At 63.0% G+C, this 20,446-nt stretch carries 19 protein-coding genes and 1 tRNA gene; 8 read left to right on the forward strand and 12 right to left on the reverse strand.

Annotation, left to right across the window (positions count from 1 at the left end):
• The first annotated feature begins 39 nt into the window (after window positions 1-39).
• The 4 genes from AC3CCE_RS15960 to AC3CCE_RS15975 are packed head-to-tail and all read left to right on the forward strand — an operon-like array spanning window position 40 to window position 3,633.
• Window positions 40-1,047 carry an ABC transporter permease subunit gene (locus tag AC3CCE_RS15960; RefSeq protein ID WP_023703511.1) on the forward strand — a complete coding sequence of 336 codons (1,008 nt, stop codon included), beginning with the start codon at window positions 40-42 and terminating at the stop codon, window positions 1,045-1,047.
• A 26-nt stretch (window positions 1,048-1,073) separates the two neighbouring features.
• A complete protein-coding gene (locus tag AC3CCE_RS15965; protein ID WP_050485757.1) occupies window positions 1,074-1,958 on the forward strand; it encodes an ABC transporter permease subunit in 885 nt (294 codons plus the stop codon).
• A complete protein-coding gene (locus AC3CCE_RS15970; protein WP_352623967.1) occupies window positions 1,958-2,803 on the forward strand; it encodes an ABC transporter ATP-binding protein in 846 nt (281 codons plus the stop codon). The genes AC3CCE_RS15965 and AC3CCE_RS15970 overlap by 1 nt, the downstream gene beginning before the upstream one ends.
• Entirely contained in the window at window positions 2,803-3,633 is an 831-nt protein-coding gene (locus tag AC3CCE_RS15975; RefSeq protein ID WP_023682050.1) for a dipeptide ABC transporter ATP-binding protein, read from the forward strand. Before AC3CCE_RS15970 ends, AC3CCE_RS15975 begins: the two co-directional genes overlap by 1 nt.
• Window positions 3,634-3,756: 123 nt before the next feature.
• Here AC3CCE_RS15975 and AC3CCE_RS15980 read toward each other — a convergent pair whose 3' ends face one another.
• The 6 genes from AC3CCE_RS15980 to AC3CCE_RS16005 all read right to left on the reverse strand — a co-directional run bounded on the left by AC3CCE_RS15980 (window position 3,757) and on the right by AC3CCE_RS16005 (window position 9,641).
• The gene (locus AC3CCE_RS15980) at window positions 3,757-5,553 is read right to left on the reverse strand and encodes an ABC transporter ATP-binding protein (protein ID WP_027049321.1); all 1,797 of its coding nucleotides are present in this window, start codon (window positions 5,551-5,553) and stop codon (window positions 3,757-3,759) included.
• A complete protein-coding gene (locus AC3CCE_RS15985; RefSeq protein WP_023682048.1) occupies window positions 5,553-6,599 on the reverse strand; it encodes a glycosyltransferase family 2 protein in 1,047 nt (348 codons plus the stop codon). Before AC3CCE_RS15985 ends, AC3CCE_RS15980 begins: the two co-directional genes overlap by 1 nt.
• Complete coding sequence (locus AC3CCE_RS15990; protein ID WP_023669498.1) at window positions 6,596-7,708, reverse strand: glycosyltransferase family 2 protein; 1,113 nt, start codon at window positions 7,706-7,708, stop codon at window positions 6,596-6,598. The genes AC3CCE_RS15985 and AC3CCE_RS15990 overlap by 4 nt, the downstream gene beginning before the upstream one ends.
• Window positions 7,705-8,886: an acyltransferase family protein gene (locus tag AC3CCE_RS15995; protein WP_352623964.1), complete on the reverse strand. Its 1,182-nt coding sequence runs from the start codon at window positions 8,884-8,886 to the stop codon at window positions 7,705-7,707. Before AC3CCE_RS15995 ends, AC3CCE_RS15990 begins: the two co-directional genes overlap by 4 nt.
• Complete coding sequence (locus tag AC3CCE_RS16000; RefSeq protein ID WP_023682045.1) at window positions 8,886-9,074, reverse strand: hypothetical protein; 189 nt, start codon at window positions 9,072-9,074, stop codon at window positions 8,886-8,888. Before AC3CCE_RS16000 ends, AC3CCE_RS15995 begins: the two co-directional genes overlap by 1 nt.
• Window positions 9,075-9,565: 491 nt before the next feature.
• Window positions 9,566-9,641: transfer RNA gene (locus tag AC3CCE_RS16005), tRNA-Thr, on the reverse strand.
• A gap of 72 nt (window positions 9,642-9,713) precedes the next feature.
• Between AC3CCE_RS16005 and AC3CCE_RS16010 the strand changes: the two genes are divergently transcribed.
• On the forward strand, window positions 9,714-9,935 hold the full coding sequence (locus AC3CCE_RS16010) for a hypothetical protein (RefSeq protein WP_155921595.1): 222 nt from the start codon (window positions 9,714-9,716) through the stop codon (window positions 9,933-9,935).
• Window positions 9,936-9,992: 57 nt separating this feature from the next.
• Window positions 9,993-11,216, forward strand: coding sequence for a hypothetical protein (locus AC3CCE_RS16015; protein ID WP_023669501.1), 1,224 nt, complete (start codon window positions 9,993-9,995; stop codon window positions 11,214-11,216).
• Window positions 11,217-11,223: 7 nt separating this feature from the next.
• Here the strand turns inward: AC3CCE_RS16015 and AC3CCE_RS16020 are convergent, their stop codons facing one another.
• Together AC3CCE_RS16020 and AC3CCE_RS16025 are read right to left on the reverse strand one after the other, a co-directional pair.
• Window positions 11,224-12,822, reverse strand: coding sequence for a cisplatin damage response ATP-dependent DNA ligase (locus tag AC3CCE_RS16020; RefSeq protein WP_023738162.1), 1,599 nt, complete (start codon window positions 12,820-12,822; stop codon window positions 11,224-11,226).
• Between the two features lie 244 nt (window positions 12,823-13,066).
• Window positions 13,067-14,077 carry a ligase-associated DNA damage response exonuclease gene (locus AC3CCE_RS16025; protein WP_023725791.1) on the reverse strand — a complete coding sequence of 337 codons (1,011 nt, stop codon included), beginning with the start codon at window positions 14,075-14,077 and terminating at the stop codon, window positions 13,067-13,069.
• Between the two features lie 105 nt (window positions 14,078-14,182).
• Between AC3CCE_RS16025 and AC3CCE_RS16030 the strand changes: the two genes are divergently transcribed.
• Entirely contained in the window at window positions 14,183-15,115 is a 933-nt protein-coding gene (locus AC3CCE_RS16030) for a class I SAM-dependent DNA methyltransferase (protein WP_023725790.1), read from the forward strand.
• 104 nt (window positions 15,116-15,219) lie between these two features.
• Window positions 15,220-15,576, forward strand: coding sequence for a hypothetical protein (locus tag AC3CCE_RS16035; protein ID WP_023725789.1), 357 nt, complete (start codon window positions 15,220-15,222; stop codon window positions 15,574-15,576).
• 12 nt (window positions 15,577-15,588) lie between these two features.
• On the opposite strand, the gene AC3CCE_RS16040 is transcribed toward AC3CCE_RS16035, so the two are convergent.
• From AC3CCE_RS16040 to AC3CCE_RS16055, 4 genes are read right to left on the reverse strand one after another with little or no spacing between them, the layout of a single operon-like run.
• Window positions 15,589-16,530 carry a 2-hydroxyacid dehydrogenase gene (locus AC3CCE_RS16040; RefSeq protein ID WP_023696755.1) on the reverse strand — a complete coding sequence of 314 codons (942 nt, stop codon included), beginning with the start codon at window positions 16,528-16,530 and terminating at the stop codon, window positions 15,589-15,591.
• A 19-nt stretch (window positions 16,531-16,549) separates the two neighbouring features.
• A complete protein-coding gene (locus AC3CCE_RS16045; RefSeq protein WP_023688772.1) occupies window positions 16,550-18,181 on the reverse strand; it encodes an ABC transporter ATP-binding protein in 1,632 nt (543 codons plus the stop codon).
• Complete coding sequence (locus tag AC3CCE_RS16050) at window positions 18,178-19,317, reverse strand: ABC transporter permease (protein WP_023682037.1); 1,140 nt, start codon at window positions 19,315-19,317, stop codon at window positions 18,178-18,180. The genes AC3CCE_RS16045 and AC3CCE_RS16050 overlap by 4 nt, the downstream gene beginning before the upstream one ends.
• The gene (locus AC3CCE_RS16055) at window positions 19,317-20,414 is read right to left on the reverse strand and encodes a microcin C ABC transporter permease YejB (protein WP_023688770.1); all 1,098 of its coding nucleotides are present in this window, start codon (window positions 20,412-20,414) and stop codon (window positions 19,317-19,319) included. Before AC3CCE_RS16055 ends, AC3CCE_RS16050 begins: the two co-directional genes overlap by 1 nt.
• Window positions 20,415-20,446: the final 32 nt, after the last annotated feature.

Genomic DNA, 20,446 nt, shown 5'->3' on the forward strand with positions numbered 1-20,446 from the left:
GGCGGGCGGCGCGCAATCAGGCGCCGCCCGCTTTTCAAGATGCTCCGATATCTCCTAAATAAAATCGTCTTGGTGCTGCCGACGCTGATCGGCATCACCATCTGCGCCTTCGCTTTCGTCAGGCTGCTGCCCGGCGATCCCATTCTTGCCATGGCCGGCGAGCATGGCGTGTCGCCCGAGCGTTACGCGGAACTGAAGGAACAGTTCGGCTACAATTTGCCGATCTGGGAGCAATACGCGCATTATGTCCGCGATGCCGCGACCGGTAATTTCGGCGTGTCGATTTCGTCCAAGCGGCCGGTCATCGAAGATTTCATGACGCTGTTCCCGGCAACCATCGAGCTCTCCGTCTTCGCCATGATCTTCGCCATGGTGCTGGCCATACCGGCCGGCATCATTGCTGCGGTCAAACGCGGCTCCTGGTTCGACCAGGGGCTTATGGGCACCGCCCTCGTCGGCTATTCCATGCCGATCTTCTGGTGGGGCCTGCTGCTGATCATCTTTTTCTCCGGCTATCTCGGCTGGACCCCGGTTTCAGGCCGCATCGGCCTTCAGTTCTTTATCAAGCCGATCACCGGCTTCTTGACCCTCGACAGCCTGCTCTACGGCAAGTGGGATGCTTTCCGCTCGGCATTGAGTCACCTGGTGCTGCCGACAATTGTGCTCGGCACCATCCCGCTGGCGGTGATCGCGCGCCAGACGCGCTCGGCCATGCTCGAAGTGCTGGGCGAAGACTATGTGCGGACCGCCCGCGCCAAGGGCCTGTCGTCGTCCCGCGTCATCGGCGTGCATGCGCTGCGCAATGCGCTGATCCCGGTGGTCACCACCATCGGCCTGCAGGTCAGTACCCTGCTCGCCGGCGCCATTCTCACAGAAACCATCTTCGCCTGGCCGGGCATCGGCAAGTGGATGGTCGAATCCATATCCAAGCGCGACTATGTCGTCGTGCAGTCAGGCTTGCTGCTGATCGCCCTTATCGTCATGGCGGTGAACCTGATCGTCGACGTGCTTTATGCCGTCATCAACCCGCGCATCAGGGCGGCGTGATGAGCCAGTCGACCGAAATCGCCCCGATGGCCGCCGGCAACCCTGACCGTCTGACCGGCTTCAGGACCTTCTGGCACTATTTCTCGGTAAACCGCGGCGCCGTCATCGGCCTGTTCGTCTTCATCCTTTTGGTGCTGGCCGCGCTCTTTGCACCGCTGCTGGCACCCTATGCGCCCGACATCCAGGACAAGACAGCTTTCCTGCGTCCGCCGGCCTGGCAGGCAGGCGGCAGCATGGAATATCTGCTTGGCACCGACGCGGTCGGCCGCGACATGCTCTCGCGTCTGCTCTATGGCGCGCGTTTCTCGCTGCTCATCGGCGCCGTCGTGGTCACGCTGGCGCTTGTCGGCGGCATCACGCTCGGCCTTTTGGCCGGCTATTTCCGGGGCTGGGTCGACGTGGCGATCATGCGGGTCATGGATCTGATCCTGTCCTTCCCGTCGCTGCTCTTGGCGCTGGTTCTGGTCACCATCCTCGGCCCCGGCCTGTTCAACGCCATGCTGGCCATCGCGCTTGTCCTGCAACCCCACTTTGCCCGTCTGGTGCGCGCTGCCGTCATGGCCGAAAAGAGCCGCGAATATGTGGTCGCCGCCAAGGTCGCCGGCGCCGGCCATATAAGGCTTATGCTGCGCACCATCCTGCCCAACTGCCTGGCGCCGCTGATCGTCCAGGGCACGCTGTCCTTCTCCAACGCCATCCTGGAGGCGGCCGCTCTCGGCTTTCTCGGCCTTGGTGCCCAGCCGCCGACGCCGGAATGGGGCACCATGCTCGCCTCGGCGCGTGAATTCATCCTGCGCGCCTGGTGGGTGGTGACCTTCCCCGGTCTGGCCATCCTCATCACCGTGCTTGCCATCAACCTGATCGGCGACGGTCTGCGCGATGCGCTCGATCCGAAGCTGAGGAGGTCGTAATGGCGCTGCTCGACATCCGCAATCTCGTCGTCGAGTTCCAGACCGCATCCGGCCCGTTCCGCGCGGTCGATGGCGTCTCGCTCCATGTGAACGAACGTGAAGTGCTGGCCATCGTCGGCGAATCCGGCTCCGGCAAGTCGGTGTCGATGCTGGCTGTGATGGGGCTGTTGCCGTGGACGGCGACGGTCACTGCCGACCAGATGAGCTTCAACGGTCGCGATCTTCTGAAGATGAGCCCGGCCGACCGTCGCAAGATCGTCGGCAAGGACATGTCGATGATCTTCCAGGAGCCGATGGCCAGTCTCAATCCGTGCTTCACCGTCGGCTTCCAGATCGAGGAAGTGCTGCGCTTCCATATGGGCATGGACAAGGCCCAGCGTCGCGAGCGCGCCATCGAATTGCTGACGCAGGTCGGCATTGCCGAGCCGGCCGAACGGCTGAACTCGTTCCCGCACCAGATGTCGGGCGGCCAGTGCCAGCGGGTGATGATCGCCATCGCCATCGCCTGCAATCCCAAGCTTCTGATCGCCGACGAGCCGACCACCGCGCTCGACGTTACCATCCAGAAGCAGATTCTCGACCTGCTGGTCTCGCTGCAGGTCCAATACGGCATGGGCCTGATCATGATCACCCACAATATGGGCGTCGTCGCCGAGACCGCCGACCGCGTCATCGTCCAGTACAAGGGCCGCAAGATGGAAGAGGCCGACGTGCTGTCGCTGTTTGAATCGCCGAAGAGCAATTACACCCGCGCGCTTTTGTCGGCGCTGCCGGAAAATGCCGTCGGCGACCGGCTACCGACCGTCTCGGACATGCTGTTCGAACCGGCTGCCGGGGGCGTCTGATGAGCATCAAGGTCGTCGAAGGCAAGGACATCGTGCGCGACTATCACGTCGGCGGCGGCCTGTTTCGCGGCGCGCGCACCGTGCATGCGGTCAAGGGCGTCTCGTTCAGCGTCGACAAGGGCAAGACGCTGGCCATCGTCGGTGAATCGGGCTGCGGCAAGTCAACGCTGGCGCGCATCATCACGCTGATCGATCCGGCAACGTCGGGCGAACTGTTCATCGACGGCAACAAGGTCGACATCGCAAGGAACGGCCTGACCAGGGAGATGCGCCGCAAGGTGCAGATCGTCTTCCAGAACCCTTACGGATCGCTCAATCCGCGCCAAAAGATCGGAGATGTGCTGGGCGAGCCGCTGCTCATCAACACCGACAAGCCGGCCGAAGAGCGGCGCGACCTCGCCATGAGGATGCTGAAGAAAGTCGGCCTCGGAACCGAGCACTACAATCGCTATCCTCACATGTTCTCGGGCGGCCAGCGCCAGCGCATCGCCATTGCCCGCGCGCTGATGCTGAACCCGAGCCTGCTGGTGCTTGACGAACCGGTCTCCGCGCTCGATCTTTCGGTGCAGGCGCAGGTGCTCAACCTGCTCGCCGACCTGCAGGACGAATTCCAGCTGACCTATGTCTTCATCAGCCACGATCTGTCGGTCGTGCGCTACATCGCCGACGATGTGATGGTGATGTATTTCGGCGAAGCCGTCGAATACGGCTCGCGCGAGGAGGTCTTCGCCGACCCCAAGCACAACTACACCAGGACGCTGTTCGCCGCGACGCCGCGCGCCGACGTCGCCTCGATCAAGGCGCGGCTGGCGAAGAAGAAGGCCGCCTGACCTCTCACCGAGAATTGTTTTTGAACAATCGGAAATGCGTCGCGGCGGTGGTTTGCCGGCAGGATTGATCGCGATCTGCGAGCTGCCGGGCGTAAGCCGCGTCGCAGGTTGGGGTGCGCCCCATCACTCACCCGCTCCGTGCTGGTAAAGCTCGTCCATGCTGAGCATTGCCAGGGTTGCGAAGGGGGCCTGTTTTTTCACCCGACCGCGGCTCAAGATCACCACGTCGTCGCAGAACGATATGGTGCTGTAATGATGACTGATGACAATGGTGGTGCGGCGGCCGGCCCGCGACTTCAGCGTCTCGACAATAGCGGCTTCTGACAACCCATCCACCGCACTGGTGGCTTCGTCGAGGATGAGAATATCGGGATCGCGCACCAGCGCCCGCGCCAGGGCGATCCTTTGCCTTTGTCCGGCTGACAGGTTGATGCCCCGGTATCCGACCAGCGTCGCGTAACCCTGCGGCAGGTGCTCGATGAATTGATGTGCCTCGGCCAGCCTTGCGGCGCGCATGGCGTCGCTGGCCGACGCCGTGTCGTAGCCGTAGATAATGTTTTCAAAAATGGTGCCATCGACCAGTTCCAGCTCCTGACTGGCCAGGGCAATGTTCCGCCGCCACTGGCTTGGGTCCACTTCATCGAGCGGTGCCCCATCGACGAGGATCCTGCCGCTGTCGGGTTTGACGAAGCGGCACAGGAGATTGACGATCGTCGTCTTGCCGGCGCCCGAGCGGCCGATCAGCGCCGTCGAGCGGCCGCTGCGGATATCGAACACCGCCTTATGCAGCACCGCCTCGCGCGCGTCGGGGCCTGACAGGGGACCGGAATAGGCGAAGCTCACATCATCGAAGCTGATCCCTTGGCGCAAGCCGTCGAACGGCAGGCTGCCCTGCGGCGCCTCGGGCTTGTCGGAAGGATCGAGCAGCCATTGTACCTCCTCCAGCGAGCCGCTCATGCCTTGCAACTGACTCCAGGACATCTGCAAGGCCCGCATATGCGGCTGCAGTCGGTAGAGCAGGATGAGGAAGGCGACGGTCAGCGGGAAGCTTACATTCGCCAGCCAGGCTCCGATCACCACCGCCAGGAACAGCATTGCGTGCAATACCTCGGTCAGTGGCGGCAAGACGCCCTGGCGGATTGAAAGCACGAAAGCCGCCCGCCGCACCCCGTCGGACGCTTTGGCGAAGACCGCCTTTTCGCGGTTCTCCTGCCCGAAGATGCGAATCAGGCGCCCGGCATGCACCAGATGCAGCATCTGCGACGCCAGTGCGCTGTTGCGCGAGACGACGCTGCGGCTCGGCGCCTTCAGATTGGACGACAAAACCCCGTGCGCCAGCTGGACAAGCGCCAGCCCTAGAGTCACCAGCAGCGTCATCTGCCAAGAGAGGAGCAGGAGGAAGGCGAGCAGGATGACGGCGGCCGAGGCACTGACGATCGCGCCGAGCAGGGCCTGGATAGCGTCGGATGCTCGCCAGGATTCGTTGGAGATGATGTTGAGCAGCCGCCCGGGGCTTTGCTGCAGGAAAAAGGGGTAGCCGACCCTGAGCAACTGCTCCGACAGTGCGCTACGGATCGAATAACCTGCCTTGCCGTAGATGTAGCTGGTCAGCAGAGTGTTGGCGAAGGCAAAGACATTTTTCAGTACGATCGAACCGAGGATCGCGGCCGAAATGGCGATCAGCCGCTGGCGCTCGCCGAGGTCCGCTCCAACCTGCTGGAGGAGGGCGGAGAAACCGGCCATGCCTGATGTTTCGCCACGTCCCATAATGATGCCGAGCAGCGGAATGATGAGACCGATGCCGAGGCCTTCCAGCGCGGCGCCCGCAAGCCCGAGCCCCACCACGACGGGAACGAGCCGCAACAGCCTGCCACCAAGCGCGCGGCGCAGCATTGGCAGGGCTGACGGAATCAGTGACATTATCGCGCTCTGGCCTCCGCATTGGCTTCGCTGGCTTCTCGGTCGTGGCGCAGCGGCAGCCGTTTTGGCCATCCCATCATGACGAGCAGCGCAAATCTGGCGGCACCTGCCAGATTCATTACGACAATAGGCCAGTGCGACAGATCGAGGTCGCGGTCAAAGCGAGGACGGCCCGCCAGTTCCCTGAACGCGGCCCGCGCGGACCAATAGACATGGCGAAGCAGCCAAGGGGCGTGGCGGACATGTTTCAGGCACAGCGCACCATTACCGAGGCTATAGTCGCGGTGCAGCCTGTCGATCGATTTGCGGTCTCGCCGGCCGTGATGATGCAAGACCGTCATGTCGGGCACATACTCGACCGGCATGCCGAGCAGCATCGCCCGCACGAGATAATCAGTATCTTCAGCCGAGCGTAGCGGGCCGCCAGCGCCGAAGCGTTCGTCGAACGACCCGATGCGGGCCGCGACGTCGCGGTGCATGGTCATGTTGCAGCCGAGCACGAAGCCGCCGGGGTGGACCGCCGGGGTCAGCCGCTCGCTTGCCTCGCAGAGCTTTATGGTGAAGGGCAGGTCCCGGGCATCACCGAGTTCGACCCGGCCGCCGCGGATCAGCCACTTCTCGCCACTCCGGTAGTGCCGCTCCAGGTCGCGGAGATAGTCGCGGTCGAGCTTGCAGTCGTCGTCGACGAAGACCAGCACGCGGCCTCGCGCTCGCGCCAATCCGGCATTGCGGGCAGCGGCTAGTCCGGGGCGAGTCTCCGAGACGGCTGTGACTGGGATGTCGGAAGTTTCGGCGATAGCGGCCAGCCGCTTTGACGTGCCGTCCCGTGAACCATTATCGACCACCACCAACTCTGCCGCGAAGGTGGCGTGCACCCGGCATGCGGCCTGGATCGAGGCTATGCAAGCCTCCAGCACAGCGGCGCGGTCGCGCGTGCAGACGATGAAACTGACCTCGAGCGACGGCCGCTCCGATCGGGGAGATGTCGGGACCGGCGCACTCGCAAACTGGTGATCGCGCAGGAGCGGGTGGGGCCTGTCGGTCATACCAGTCCCCGCTGATAACGCGCAAGCACCGCTTCGGCCGGCGTGGTTTTGAAGAAGTAGGCCACCGCGTCCGCCCGCTTTCCGGCCCTTATCGAGAGCAGGCTGAGCCAAGGCGCCCAGACGCCGGGACGCAGCGCATATTGTTCGCGGCGCCGGATGAAATTCCATCTCGCCGTCCGCGTGAGCAATTCGTGGGTCAGCGGCGGTTCTCCTTCGTCGCCGACGAGTTGGTAGAGGAAATAGAACAGGTTCAGCGCGCCTGCCTCGAAGCTTGGCCGTGTGTCGGTCGGCAGCTCGGAAATCCGCTCTTCGAGCGCACGGATGAAATCGGCTGCGCGCGAAACCGTGTCGAAAGAGACGGCCTCGCCGATGTCGCGCAGATCCGCTGTGGTTTCCGCAAGCCCCTCACGCTCGAGATTTTCGGCCACGATCCGCAAATGCGTCCTGCGCATTTCCTTGGCATGCCGCATGGTTACGCTTCCCGCATGGATGCGATAGACGAGCAGGCTATCGGGCAATATGGTCGCCGGGAAACGGCCGGCAAGCCGTCTGAAGAGATCAAAATCCTCGGCATGTCTATATTTGGGATCGTAATAGAGATCGTTGTTCCCAATGACATTCCTGTTGTAGATCACCGTCGGATGTAAGAATATCGTAAAGAACATCGACAATATGTCGAGCCGGCCGAGCCGGAACACCGGGTCTAGCCTGCCTTTGGCGATACGGCCGTGAAGCAAGGTATCGACGCAGGCGCCGCAGAAGCCGAGATCGGGCCGCCGCTCGAACAGTGCGACCTGGCGCGAGAGGCGCCGGGGATAGGCGACATCGTCCGCATCCATTCGCGCAACAAGCTCGCCCTGGGCCAGTCGTAGCCCTTCATTGAGGGTGGCGACGAGGCCGCGGTTCTCACGCGAGATGACAGAAACGCGATTGTCTGCCCGGCGGTATCGTTCGAGAATCTCGAGCGAGTTGTCAGTCGATCCGTCATCGATAGCGATGACCTCCAGGCGATCGTAGTCTTGCCGCAGAATGCTCTCCAGCGCAGCGGTGAGATAAGGCCCGGCATTGTAGACCGGCAGCAGGACGGAGACGAGCGGCGCGGTGGTCATCTCTGCGCATCCGTTCGCCGGAGTTCGAGTGCGGCGCGGCCATCGGGGGATCCGCCGGGATAGGCGTCCGCCGCCCTGCCGAGCCAGCCGGCATCGCCAGAGCGTGCCTGGGAGCGGCGGCGCGCTACATAGGGGAAGCGGCGCTTGAGGCCGTTGAGCGGCTTTTCGAAAGCCGTCCACGAGATCGAAGCGACGGCGATCGTGGCGGCGCTCGCGACCAGGAAACGCCCTGGCCCCTGCTCCGAGACATTGAGCGGGATCCAGGGCTGTGACTTGACGGCGAGCGACAGAAGGATCGGATGGTAAAGATAGACGCCGTAGCTGATGCGGCCCAGTGACAGCAGCGGTGGCAGTTCGAAAACCCTGCCGAGGACGCCGCCAAGGCCGGCTGAACAGGCGGCGACAACGGCCACCAGCGGCACCAGGGGCAGGATCTGCAGCAACGCCCAGCGGGCCCATTCCAGCATAGGATCGGCCGGCGCAGGGATAAGCCACTCAATCGCCAGGAAGACAGCCGCAAGGGCTGGCCAGCCTAGCCGCATCCATTGCGGCAGGCCGGCGCCTCTGGTCCGCCGGCAGGCAAGCAAAGCACCAAACGCCAGCGCGTCCATCGATGCTGGCGGCAGCAGGTCGCGCGCTAGCGCCGGGGTGGCGGTGATCGGCCAGTAGAAGCGATAGGCCAGCGACAACAGGATGACGCCGATAGTGATCGCTTCCACCCGCCGGCGGGGTGCGAGAAGCACGACCAGCGGCCAGGCGATATAGAACTGCTCCTCGATGCTCAGGCTCCAGAAATGGCAGAGTAGCCAGGGCGTCCATTCGTTGCGCAGCGCGTACCAAAAATTCGACAGGTAAAGCGCATGCCAGACGAGCGATCCACTGGACTGCTCCAGATCGGTCAGCCAGACGAACCCAAGCACGGCGAAATAGGGCGGGAATATGCGCAGCGCGCGCCTGATGTAGAAGGAACTCAATGCAGGGCCGGCTTTGAATTCGGCCGCGTCGCGCGCTTCGAGCAGCAGTCGTGTGATCAGGAAGCCGCTCAGCACAAAAAAAAGCCGCACCCCGATGTGGCCCCAAAAGGAGGACCCGTTGGGTGCAAGGAAATGGGAATAGAGAACCATCGTGACAGCGATGGCCCGCAGAGCGTCCAACTGATTGTCACGCGCGACCGCCATCAGCCATTTCCGCCGGTCTGAAATCTCCGATGAAGCCAGCGGCCCTGCATTCCGGGCCTCAGGTCGAGGCCTGCCAGCGTCGAGAGTGCGCCGACAACATCAAACCCGCGCCTTGTGCGCGGGGCAGCCTCGAAATCGGTGCTGGCCAGCGAAAAATTCAAGCTGATCAACTTGGCGGAATCCTCCACGGCGCACTTCCCAGTACCAAATCCCCCAAGAAATGGTGCAACCGGGCAATGGTGCAGTGCAACACAAAATATCTATCGAGCTGTAATATTTGTGTGAGTTAGTGCTAAAAATGGGTATGATTTGCGAGTGCGTTGCGTCGCTGAGGGTTTTTCACGTCCGCAATGCTGCATGAGCAGTAGTACCATGTCAGAAAGGCACGGTTTAATTACACAACTATAATCCGTAGTGTCTGATATAGGTCAAAATTGACGAAGATTATTCTAAGATAGTGGTTTTGTATCTTATAAATTATGCTTGTATTGTCGGGTTCTCTAGGCTGTCGATCTTGCGCGATGCAGCATAGTCGATGGTCAAGCGTCTGACGACGCAATCCTGTGGCGGCGGCCATATGGCGCATGTCGACGAGGCAGACAGGAAGTGCCGGTGTTGGCGTAGGGAGTGACGTGCATTAGCCTTGCACCTGCCGTCACGCTTGCGTCGGATGGAGAACTGGTGCCGCTTAGGTGACTCGAACACCTGACCCCATCATTACGAATGATGTGCTCTACCAACTGAGCTAAAGCGGCCCAGGAAGCGCGAAGCCTCCAGGATCGGCTGGGTGATAGACTCAACCGGCCGCTAATTCAAGATGGGCAACCGTGATTTCAAGGCTGGATCCGGCAATTCGTCCCGTCATTTTCCATTGGCGCGGAATAAGCCATCGCCTCGTTTGCTTTTTCGATTACGCGGAGACGTCGCGCCGGACTGCGCGCAAATCGCCCGGCAAGGCGGCAAACGGACTGATTTTATTGCTAAAAGGCATCGAAATGGGCGTTGAACAGGCCTGTAAGGCAGAATGCGGGCGCTCGCCCGTTGATTGATTGGTCGCCTGCGGCTAACGATCATGGCAATGTAAGCGAACGGACAGGGGAATTCGCTTGGACGCGATCGAAAAAGCGATCCGCAACGCCTTCGAGAAAGGCAACGCCGAGGACCGGGCATTTCGCGAGCGGGTCTATCGGTCGGCTTTCGCGGCGCTCGACCGCGTGCTCCAGGCCAATCCCGGCGTGACGGTGGAAGCCGCCATCAAGCGCCGTAAGGCGGTGCAGGAAAAGATCGCCGAGATCGAATCCGAATTCCTGCCCGCGGTCCCCGATGTCGCCGCGCAGACGCAGAGCGCTGCGCAGACACAAGATACCGCGCTGACGCAACGCGTTGCGCAGCCGCAAGACGCCGTACAGGGCGCCGCCGAAGCGCCCGCGGTCGATGCCCCGACAGGTGTCGCGGCCGGACCGTCGCCGGCGATCGTCGTTGATGAACCGGTTCAGCCCGAGGCATCCGACGCGCCGCGTTCGCGCGTGCTGCCGGTCGTCCCCGACATCATGCCTGACGCCACGCTGCCCGGCGCCCCGGCGATCGATATGGCCGATTCCGCGCCGGCCGAGGCCGCGGCGGAAGTGGCGCCTGACCGTGATGAAAGGCGGATAAGGGGCCGCCGCCTGCCGCTGACGGCGATCTTCTTTGGCGTGACGTTGCTCGCCGCCGCCGGCATCGGCCTCTATTTCGCCGTGCAGACCGGGGTCTTCAAGACGCCGGCGCAGCTCGACACGGCGCCGCCCGAAGCGCCGCCGACCGTCGACGATGACGACTTCACGCCGCCTGCCGATACAACTGAGCCGCAGCAGCCTGGCGCGCCGCAGCAGCCTGGTGTCGCCGAACAGACGCGCGACTGGATCAACGTGTTTACACCCACCGATCCAACGCATGTGGCGACCCCGTCCGACGCCAAGGCCGATGTCGTGCAGGACGACACCGGCTCCTTCCTGCGCATCCGCTCCGGTGCTTCCGGCTCGGCCATCAGCTTCGATGTCGGGCAGGGCGTGCTGGAGAAGCTTGCCGGCAAACATGCCGTGTTCGACATCGTCGCCCGCGCCGAGGACGGCAAGGACACGCAGATCTCCGTCGACTGCAATTTCGGCGATCTCGGCGACTGCGGCCGCAAGCGCTATGCGGTCGGCCAGCAGCGTAACGAATATCTGTTCGACGTGAAATTCCCCGACAAGCCCCCGGGCGCGGCCGGCAGCATCGCCATCAACTCCGACTTCGACAAGCAGGGCAAGGCGGTCGACATCTACGAGATCCGCGTTTCGATCGAACCGTAAGCGCCGCCTAGCGATCAAGCAGCGCCTGCAGCGTCTCGATGCGGTCGGCTTCGGCGGTCGGCTTGTCCCAGCGCAGCCGTGAGATGCGGGGAAATCGCATCGCAACGCCGGATTTGTGGCGGGTCGAACGGTTGAGACCTTCGAACGCCACCTCCAGCACCAGGCCTTGGCTGCGGTCGGCGCGCACCGAGCGCACCGGGCCGAAACGCTCGACCGTATTGTCGCGGACAAATTTGTCGATCTGCTTCAACTCCTCGTCGGTGAAGCCGAAATAGGCCTTGCCGACCGGCACCAATTCCTCCGCGCCTTCCGGCCCCGACCAGACGCCGAACGTATAGTCGGAATAAAAGCTCGACCGCTTGCCATGGCCGCGCTGCGCATACATCAGCACAGCATCGACCGTGTGCGGATCGCGCTTCCACTTGAACCACGGCCCTTTCGGCCGTCCCGCGAGATAGGGCGAATCCCAGCGCTTCAGCATCACGCCTTCGATAATCGGGTGCGGCGGCGCGCGGCGCAGTTCCTCCAGCGTTTGCCAATCCCGGAATTCGACGAATGGCGACAGATCGAAACGGTGCGGGTCCAGCGTTGTGATGAAGGCCTCAAGACGGGCCCGCCGCTCGCGGAAAGGTAGCGCGCGCAAATCTTCGCCGTTGATCTGCAGCGCATCGTAGCAGCGCATGAAGGCCGGGTATTGCTGCTGTATCTTCGGGGCCACGCTCTTGCGATTGAGCCGCTGTTGCAGGTCCGAAAACGTGCCGGTCGCCGCGGGCTCGCCGACCAGCAATTCGCCGTCGAGCGCGGCGGAAAAATTCATCGCCTGGGCGAGATCGGGGAATGCGCCGGACACATCGTCGCCGGTGCGCGAATAGAGCCGGCGCACGCCGCCCTCGCACACCGCCTGAACGCGGATGCCGTCCCATTTCCATTCCGCGGCATAGGCGGCCGGATCGAGCTTTTCGAGGTCGCCGTCGCCGACTGGGTTCGACAGCATCACCGGACTGAACAGGGCAAGTGCGGTCCGCTTCGGCTTCTCGGCCTTGCCTTCCAGCCACGCGAACAGCGAGATATAGGGCGGCGTCAGCCCGTGCCACAGCTCCTCGATCTCGGCGACATCGACCTTGCCGAAATCGGCCAGCGCCTGTTTGGCCAGCCGCGCCGAAACGCCGATGCGCAAGCCGCCGGTGACCAGCTTGATGATGGCAAAGCGCGCCGAAATGCCGGCGCTGTCGAGCAGCCCGGCCAGCACCTTGGGTCCGTCCGAGCGGCTCGCCGCCTGCAGCTTTGTCACGACGTCGCCAAGCGTCGGCTCCCGGTTGGGGATATGTCCCGGCGTTTGCGGCCAGACCAGCGACACGGTTTCAGCGAGGTCGCCGACATAGTCGTAGGAATAGCCGAACAGCACCGGATCCATGCGCTCGGTGACCAGCGTGCGCAGCATCGCCGGCTTGACCGCCGCAATGTTGAGGTCGCCGGTGATCGCCGCCAGCGCCAGCCCGCGGTCGGGGTCCTCGACGCTGCGGAAATAGTCGACGAGCAGCGTCAGCTTGCCATTGCGCGACGGCGTCAGCACCAAGCGGTCGAGGAGTTCGGCAAAGCGGTTCATGGATGCAAGGACCGCGTTGACGGCAGAGGTTTGCGCTCTGGCACACCCCCCTCTGTCCTGCTGGACATCTCCCCCGCAAGGGGGGAGATTGGCAGCCTTGATCTTGCCGCCCATCTTGCGAGGTTGGCGATTGGCGAAAGCGGAGGTGACATCTGATCTCCCCCCTTGCGGGGGAGATGGCCGGCAGGCCAGAGGGGGGTGGGAAGGATCGCCGCGCCGGCGATTTCTGGATCAAAAATCACCATCAATCGCCCTCGTCCTCATAGCCCACAAGGTGCAGTGGCCTGGCGGCGATGCCTTCCAGCTCGCACCAGCGCACCAGCGCTTCCTCGCGGCCGTGCGTCACCCAGATTTCGCCGGCGCCCGTCTCCTTGACGGTAGCGGTCAGTTCATCCCAGTCGGCATGGTCGGAAATGATCAGCGGCAGTTCGACGCCGCCTTGCTTGGCGCGCTGGCGGATGCGCATCCAGCCCGAGGCGAAGCATGAGATCGGGTCGGGAAAGCGCCGCGCCCAGCGGTCGGCGAAGGCCGATGGAGGGCCGACAACGATGGCCCCGGTGAAATCCTGCTTGCCGCCGCTGTCGACGGTTGCCGGCTCCAGCGTGCCGAGGTCGATGCCCTGGCTCTGGTAATATTCGCTGAGCTTGGCCAGCGCGCCGTGGATATAGATCGGTCTGTCATAACCGGCATCGCGCAGCAGCCGCATCACCCGCTGTGCCTTGCCCAGCGCATAGGCGCCGACCAGATGCGATCGCTCGGGAAACTGCGCCGCCGATTTGAGCAGCCGGGCGATCTCCTCCGTGTCGGGCGGATGGTGAAACACCGGCAGGCCGAAGGTCGCCTCGGTGATGAACACATCGCATTGGACCGGTTCGAACGGTGCGCAGGTCGCGTCCTTCTGGCGCTTGTAGTCGCCGGAGGCGACGATGCGCCTGCCCTTGTGCTCGACCGCGATCTGCGCCGAGCCCAGCACATGGCCGGCCGGATGGAAGGTGACGCTGACATTGTTCAGCGCCATCGCTTCGCCAAGCACGGCCGCTTGCGTTGTCCCGGCAAAATCCTCGCCATAACGCAACCCCATAATGTCGAGCGTCTGCTGCGTCGCCAGCACCGAACGATGGCCGGATCGGGCATGGTCGGAATGGCCATGCGTGATCAACGCCCGGTCGACTGGCCGCACCGGGTCGATGAAGAAATCGCCGGATGGGCAATAAAGGCCTTCAGGCCGGGGATGGAGCAGGTCGCTGGCGCGCATCCAGTCAAGATAGTGGCTAATTCCAGCGCGGGAAGCCTGTTGCAAGAGACTGCTGACTCGGCCTACAGCCAGCCACCGGCCGCATCAGCCGGCGGGGCCATCGCCATGCAACCGCTGAAAATCTCGTCCGGCGACCTGACCGCCGACCGTCGCGCCGACTATGCCGAGATGCTTTTCGGCTCGGGCGAGCACGCGGCAGCGGCGGAGCTGCTGCTCGGCGCGCTGGAACTGGCGCCGCAATGGGCGGCGGGCTGGTTCCGTCTTGGCGAGATGCAGGAGACAGCCGAGCGGCTCGACGTGGCGGCTCAAGCCTGGGCGACGGCGCTGAAACTGGACCCGGCGGATCGCCTGGGTGCTGCGCTGAAGCTGCAACTCATCGGCAAGGCGCCGGCTGCCGCAGCGCCACCCAGCGCCTTCGTCGAGACGCTGTTCGACCACTATGCCGAGACTTTCGAGGACTCGCTGGTCGACAAGCTCGGCTACCGGCTGCCGGAGTTTCTCGATCGCGCCATTCGCGCGGCAAGACCGGGCCGCTTTTCGCTGGCGCTCGATCTCGGTTGCGGCACCGGTCTGATGGGCGAGAAACTGCGGCCGGTCGCCGAACGGCTGGAGGGCTACGATATCTCCGCCGCCATGCTGAAAAAGGCCCGCTCCAAGGGCGTCTACGACCTGCTCGCCAAGGCCGATCTGCAGCATTTTGCCTATGCCGGGCCGAAAGCCGATCTGGTGGTGGCGGCCGACGTGTTCATCTATGTCGGCGCGCTCGATCGCGTGGTGAAGACCGTCGCCGGCATTCTGGCCACCAATGGCCTGTTTGCCTTTTCCGTCGAAACGCCAGCCAAGGGCGGGGCGGGCGGCGACGCCGGTTTTGCGCTGCAGCCGTCTCGTCGCTACGCCCATTCTCAAGCCTATGTCGAGCGGGTGCTTGCCGCAAACGGCCTGTCGGTGCTGTCGATGCAGCCGACCGTCATCCGCTGGGATCGCCGCCAGCCGGTCGGCGGGCTTGCCGCGCTGGCGGTGCCCTCGTCCAAGGGTTGATGTCTCGTCTTGTTCGAAAACGTGAATAGGATTTTTGCGGCTCGCGCGGCATCAGGTAGGATACAAGCCGAGAAAAGCCCTCGGCAGGCATTGAGGAGGAACACATGCGCTGGAACATGATGGTCTTGGCGTCCTGCCTGGCGATGGCCGGCTGCAGCAGCTCGATGTCGGAGCGGCAGGACCAGGACGTACAATCGTCGCTGCAATATGACAACGTGCCTTGCGACCAGTTGCTGGCGCAGCGCAACGAACTGGCGCAGCAATACCATCTGTCGACGGACGCCAAGCCGAGCTTCTCCAATCCGGCGATGGGCTTCGGCCCGTTCACGCCGGATATGCGCTCCAAAAGCAAGCGCGATACTGATCTGGCAAGTGGCAAGATCGACGCCATGAACCGCTCGATCGTCCGCCGCGACTGCGGCAAGCCCAACAAACAGAAGAAGTTCACCCTGCCGAGCTGAACCTGAACTTCCTCAGTACCCCGCCTTGCGGTCGACCACGTTATCAAGCTTTTCGCCGCGCTCGAAGGCATCCATCTGCCGCAACATGCTCGGCGCCAGGTGGACAGGGTCGGAGGTCGCCGCCGCGTGCGGCGTCACGAACACTTTCGGGTGACTCCAAAGCGGACTGGTCTTCGGCAGCGGCTCGACCTCGAACACGTCGAGGCTCGCCTCCTTCAGCGTGCCGTCGTCCAGCGCTCGCAAGATGTCGGCGTCCTTCTGCAGCCGGCCGCGCCCGGCATTGATCAGCACCGAGCCGCCGAGGCCGTTTCGCTTGCGCAATTCCTTCAGCACGCCGTAATTGATGATGCCGTGCGTGTCCGGCGTCAGCGGCAACAGCACCACCAGTATGTCGGTGGCGTTGAGGAAGGGGATCAGCCCGGCCTCTCCGGCATAGGTCGCAACGCCTTTCATGGCCTTGTCGCTCCGCGACCAGCCATTGACGGCAAAGCCGAGCGACAACAGCACCGATGCCGCCGCGCGGCCGAGATTGCCGAGCCCCATAATGCCGACCGAGATGTCACCGGCCGGCCGCTGCGGCGGTTCGTGCCAGGTCTTCTTCGGCTGCTGCGCACGATAGAGCATGCCCTGGCGGTGATGGTCGAGCACGCGCCAGACGACATATTCGGTCATGTACTGCGTCAGGTTCTCGGCGACCACTTTGACGATCGGCACATCGGGCAGGCCGGGATCGGCGAAGATGTGGTCGACGCCGGCGCCGATCGAGAAGATTGCGCGCAGATTGGGCAGCGATTTCAGTAGGTTCGGCTTCTGCTTCCACACCACCGCATAGGTGATCGACGGATCCGAAGCGCCGTCCGGCTCCAGCACCACTTCGCGCTCGGCCGACAGCAGCTCGCGCCAGCGCTGCGGATGAAAGCCGGTGACGGCAAGCAGGATTTTGCCTTTTTCCATTTGCGGATTGTATTCCCTGTTATTCGCTGACGATACCGACCGGCGCCGTCTCGATCTTGAACGCGGCCGAGATCAGCGCCTTCGTATAGTCGGTCTGCGGCCGCTCGAAAATCTGTTCGGAAGGGCCGGCTTCGACGATCTTGCCATTGCGCATGACGATGACGTCATTGGCAAGGGCGCGAATGACTTTCAGATCGTGGCTGATGAACAGATAGGCAAGGTCGTGCCTGGCCTGCAGATTGCGTAAGAGGTCGACCACTTGCGCCTGCACGCTCATGTCGAGCGCCGAGGTCGGTTCGTCCAGCATGACGAAGCGTGGATTGAGCACCATGGCGCGCGCAATGGCGACGCGCTGGCGCTGGCCGCCGGAGAATTCATGCGGATAGCGGTTCCTGGTCGCCGGATCGAGCCCGACCTCCTTCAGCACGGCGACGACCTTGTCGTCGCGTTGATCGGGCGACAGCTTCGGCTCGTGGATCTTCAAGCCTTCCTCGATGATCTCCGAGACCGACATGCGCGGGCTAAGCGAGCCGAACGGGTCCTGGAAAACGATCTGCAACTCGCGGCGCAGCGGCCGCATGGCGTTGAAGGAAAGCTGGTTGATGTCGCTGCCATTGAACTGGATGGTGCCGGTCGATGAGATCATCCGCGCCAGCGCCAGCCCGAGCGTCGTCTTGCCGGAGCCGGATTCGCCGACGACGCCTAGCGTCTGGCCGGCGCGTACGGTGACGTCGATTCCGTCAACAGCCTTCACATTGTCGACGGTGGTGCGAAAGAAACCCTTTTTGATCGGGAACCAAACCTTGATGTCCTTGCCGGTCATAACCGGTTTGGCGGCGTCGTTGGCGGCCGGCGGCTTGCCCTTCGGCTCGGCGGCCAGGAGGTGCTTGGTATAAGCGTGCTGCGGGTTGGCGAAGATGTCCCTGGTCGGCCCGGTCTCGACGATCTTGCCTTTGGTCATCACGCAGACGCGGTCGGCGATCTTTCTGACAATGCCGAGATCATGGGTGATGAACAGCATTGACATGCCCTTGCGGCTCTTCAGCCCCGCCAGCAATTCGAGGATCTGCGCCTGGACAGTGACGTCGAGCGCCGTCGTCGGCTCGTCGGCGATCAGCAGTTCAGGCTCGTTGGCCAGCGCCATGGCGATCATGACGCGCTGGCGTTGGCCGCCGGACAGCTGGTGCGGATAGGCGTCGAGCCGCTTTTCCGGTTCGCGAATGCCGACCTCGTTGAGCAGCGCCAGCGTGCGCGCCTTGGCCTGGCGGTCGCCCATGCCCTGATGCAGCGCCAGGATCTCGACGATCTGCTGCTCGATCGTGTGCAGCGGATTGAGCGAGGTCATCGGCTCCTGGAAGATCATGGTGATCTTGTTGCCGCGCACGCTGCGCAACTGCTTTTCGTTCATCGCCAAAAGGTCGGCGCCCTGGAACAGGATCTTGCCCGAGGGATGGCTGGCCGTCGGGTAGGGCAGAAGCTTCAGCACCGACAGCGCCGAGACCGATTTGCCGGAACCGGATTCGCCCACAAGCGCCACCGTCTCGCCCTTGGCGAGATCGAAGGAGATGTGGTCGACGGCGGTCGACTCGTTGCCGCCTTGGGTGAAGGCAACGCTGAGATCGCGGACGGAGAGCAGGAGTTCGCTGCTCATCGGAACGCCTTGCGCGGGTCGAAAGCATCGCGCGTTGCTTCACCGATGAACACCAACAGCGACAGCATCAGCGAGATGACGATGAAGCCCGATATACCGAGCCAGGGGGCATTGAGGTTACTCTGCGCCTGTTTTAGCAGTTCGCCGAGCGACGCGGTGCCGGGCGGCAGGCCGAAGCCGAGATAGTCGAGCGAGGTCAGTGTCGAGATCGAGGCGCTGACCAGAAAAGGCATGAAGGTCAGCGTCGCCACCATGGCATTGGGCAGAAGATGGCGCAGCATGATGGTGCGGTTGGACACACCAAGCGCGCGGGCCGCGTTGACATATTCGAAGTTGCGCGCGCGCAGGAATTCGGCGCGCACCACGCTGACAAGCGACGTCCAGGAGAAGAGCAGCATCAGCCCAAGCAGGATGAAGAAGCCCGGCGGCAGGATGGCGGCGACGATCAGCAGCAGATACAGCAGCGGTATCGCCGACCAGATTTCTATGAAGCGTTGAAAGAGAAGGTCGGTCCAGCCGCCGAAATACCCTTGCAGCGCGCCGGCGGCGACGCCGATAACCGACGAACCCGCGGTCAGGATCAACCCGAACAGCACGGAAATCCTGAACCCGTAGATGATGCGCGCCAGCACGTCGCGCGCCTGGTCGTCGGTACCCAGCCAGTTCCAGTTGCCGACAATGCAGTCAGGATCGGCAGCGCCTTGCGGATATTGGCTGCATCGCCTCTGCGCGTCGTATTCCCATGACGGTTTTGCGGGAGCGGCGTCGGGGATCGCATTGTTGACGGTGCGGTAGGAATAGCGGATTGGCGGCCAGATCATCCAGCCATTGGCGTTAATCTCGTCGCGGATGACCGGGTCGCGATAGTCGGTGACGGCGTAGAAGCCGCCGAATTTTTCCTCGGGGTAGGCGACCGCCACCGGGAAGAGGATCTCGCCTTTGTAGTAGGCGACGATCGGTCTGTCGTTGGCGATCAGTTCGGCAAACAGCGACAGCACGAACAGAGCGAGGAATATCCACAACGACCAGTAGCCGCGCCTGTTGGCCTTGAAGTTCTGCCAGCGCCGCTTGTTGAGCGGCGACAGCCAGGGGCGGGCGATCCTTGTCGGTGTGATCTCGGCTGCAGCCTGCGTCATCAGACGTCTCTCCGCTCGAAATCGATGCGCGGATCGACCCATGTGTAGATCAGGTCGGACAACAGCGTCACGAACAGGCCAAGCAGCGAAAATATATAGAGGTTGGCGAACACGACCGGATAGTCGCGCGCCAACACGGACCTGAAACCGAGCAGCCCGAGACCGTCGAGGGAAAAGATGTTCTCGATCAAAAGCGAGCCGGTGAAGAAGGCCGAGATGAAGGCCGCTGGAAAGCCGGCAATGACGATCAGCATTGCGTTGCGGAACACATGTCCGTAAAGCACCCGCCGCTCCGACAGGCCCTTGGCACGGGCCGTCACCACATACTGTTTGCGTATCTCTTCCAGGAAGGAGTTCTTGGTCAGCAGCGTCGTCGTCGCGAAGGCCGACAGCACCAGCGCCGTCAGCGGCAAGGTCATGTGCCAGAAATAATCGACGATCTTGTCAGGCCACGACAATTGGTCCCAATTGTCGGAGACGATGCCACGCAGTGGGAACCAGTCCCAGAACGAGCCGCCGGCGAAAAGCACCATCAGCAATATGCCGAACAGGAAGGCCGGTATGGCATAGCCGACGATGATCACGCCGCTGGTCCAGATGTCGAAGGCGGAGCCGTCCTTGACCGCTTTGCGGATGCCAAGGGGAATCGAAATCAGATAGGAGAGCAGCGTGATCCACAGCCCGAGCGAGATTGAAACCGGCATCTTCTCCAGGATCAGGTTGAGTACCGAAATGTCACGGAAATAGCTGTCGCCGAAATCGAAGCGCGCGTAGTTCCACAGCATCATGCCGAAGCGTTCGAGAGGCGGTTTGTCGAAGCCGAACTGCTTTTCCAGCTTCTTGATGAATTCAGGATCGAGCCCTTGCGCGCCGCGGTACTTCGAACCGACATCGCCGGCCACATCGAAATTGCCGCCACCTCCTGCATCGCCGCCGCCACTGCCGAGCCGATCGTTGCCGCCCTGGTTGGTCAGGCTGGCAATGACCTGCTCGACCGGTCCACCCGGTGCGAATTGAGTGACGACGAAAGCAACCGCCATGATGCCGAACAGGGTCGGTATCATCAGCAGGATACGGCGCAGTATGTAGGCGCCCATCAGCTTTCACCCTCCCCCTTGTGGGGAGGGTC

This window comes from Mesorhizobium sp. P160187, assembly GCF_057766425.1.

Coding starts and splice junctions, on each gene's coding strand:
- AC3CCE_RS15960 (WP_023703511.1), top strand. CDS start 40: ATGCTCCGATATCTCCTAAATAAAATCGTCTTGGTGCTGCCGACGCTG.
- AC3CCE_RS15965 (WP_050485757.1), top strand. CDS start 1,074: ATGGCCGCCGGCAACCCTGACCGTCTGACCGGCTTCAGGACCTTCTGG.
- AC3CCE_RS15970 (WP_352623967.1), top strand. CDS start 1,958: ATGGCGCTGCTCGACATCCGCAATCTCGTCGTCGAGTTCCAGACCGCA.
- AC3CCE_RS15975 (WP_023682050.1), top strand. CDS start 2,803: ATGAGCATCAAGGTCGTCGAAGGCAAGGACATCGTGCGCGACTATCAC.
- AC3CCE_RS15980 (WP_027049321.1), bottom strand. CDS start 5,553: ATGTCACTGATTCCGTCAGCCCTGCCAATGCTGCGCCGCGCGCTTGGT.
- AC3CCE_RS15985 (WP_023682048.1), bottom strand. CDS start 6,599: ATGACCGACAGGCCCCACCCGCTCCTGCGCGATCACCAGTTTGCGAGT.
- AC3CCE_RS15990 (WP_023669498.1), bottom strand. CDS start 7,708: ATGACCACCGCGCCGCTCGTCTCCGTCCTGCTGCCGGTCTACAATGCC.
- AC3CCE_RS15995 (WP_352623964.1), bottom strand. CDS start 8,886: ATGGCGGTCGCGCGTGACAATCAGTTGGACGCTCTGCGGGCCATCGCT.
- AC3CCE_RS16020 (WP_023738162.1), bottom strand. CDS start 12,822: ATGAACCGCTTTGCCGAACTCCTCGACCGCTTGGTGCTGACGCCGTCG.
- AC3CCE_RS16025 (WP_023725791.1), bottom strand. CDS start 14,077: ATGCGCGCCAGCGACCTGCTCCATCCCCGGCCTGAAGGCCTTTATTGC.
- AC3CCE_RS16030 (WP_023725790.1), top strand. CDS start 14,183: ATGCAACCGCTGAAAATCTCGTCCGGCGACCTGACCGCCGACCGTCGC.
- AC3CCE_RS16035 (WP_023725789.1), top strand. CDS start 15,220: ATGCGCTGGAACATGATGGTCTTGGCGTCCTGCCTGGCGATGGCCGGC.
- AC3CCE_RS16040 (WP_023696755.1), bottom strand. CDS start 16,530: ATGGAAAAAGGCAAAATCCTGCTTGCCGTCACCGGCTTTCATCCGCAG.
- AC3CCE_RS16045 (WP_023688772.1), bottom strand. CDS start 18,181: ATGAGCAGCGAACTCCTGCTCTCCGTCCGCGATCTCAGCGTTGCCTTC.
- AC3CCE_RS16050 (WP_023682037.1), bottom strand. CDS start 19,317: ATGACGCAGGCTGCAGCCGAGATCACACCGACAAGGATCGCCCGCCCC.
- AC3CCE_RS16055 (WP_023688770.1), bottom strand. CDS start 20,414: ATGGGCGCCTACATACTGCGCCGTATCCTGCTGATGATACCGACCCTG.